At 47.0% G+C, this 800-nt stretch carries 1 pseudogene; it reads right to left on the reverse strand.

From position 1 onward, the window contains the following. Positions 1-800: pseudogene (locus tag R7O13_RS25995) on the reverse strand (bifunctional glutamine synthetase adenylyltransferase/deadenyltransferase); the annotation flags it as partial.

The raw sequence follows: 800 nt of genomic DNA on the forward strand, positions 1-800 counted from the left end.
GAAATCATCGGACTTGCGGTACACAAGCGCACTAACTGCACCAATGCGGCAGGGTGTTCATCCAACAATTCTAAGTACGTCGTGCGCGTGCAAATATTGTGTAGTAAATGCAACACTCGCGGTAAACCAAATTGAGCATCTGGGTGGGCAAACACCGCATCAAACACTTTTGGCATCAAGCGGTTTAAGACCTCTCGCCCACGGGGGCCGAGCGTTTTCTTGGCCAAGTCGGCTTTAAAGTTGATGATAGCTTTAGAGAATATGGCGGGCTCTTCAACTTGAATGTCCTGCTCTAAAATCAGCTCTAGCACATCTTGTTTATTGGCCATATCCCATAATTCATGGAAATGACGAGCAATCGTGCTGCCCTCATCTTCTTCGTCGTCACCAATCAAGGTTTCAAATACTTGATGCACTTTGTTCATATGCTGCTGAGTTTGTTCGATGAGCAGATCCCACGACTCTAGTTGCATCGCAGTTGCCAGTTTTAAACGCTCAATGTCGCAATCGGGCAGCGTTTGAGTCTGCTTGTCTGCCATTGCTTGCAGTAGATTTTCTAGCTGGCGTAAATATTTATATGCCGCTTCCAGATTGCTGACTTCTTGCGGAGTTAACAGTGCAAGTTCCTCAATACCATTTAAGGTTTCGAGCAAGCCACGATTGCGCAAAGATGGCTCTCGCCCGCCACGAATCAGTTGGAAAACTTGGGCGATAAACTCAATTTCTCGAGTACCACCAGCGCACAGCTTGCTGTTGTTGGTTAAACCGCGACGTCGCACTTCACTGCTGATCATTGATTT

It is taken from the genome of Vibrio sp. Y176 (genome assembly GCF_033438945.1).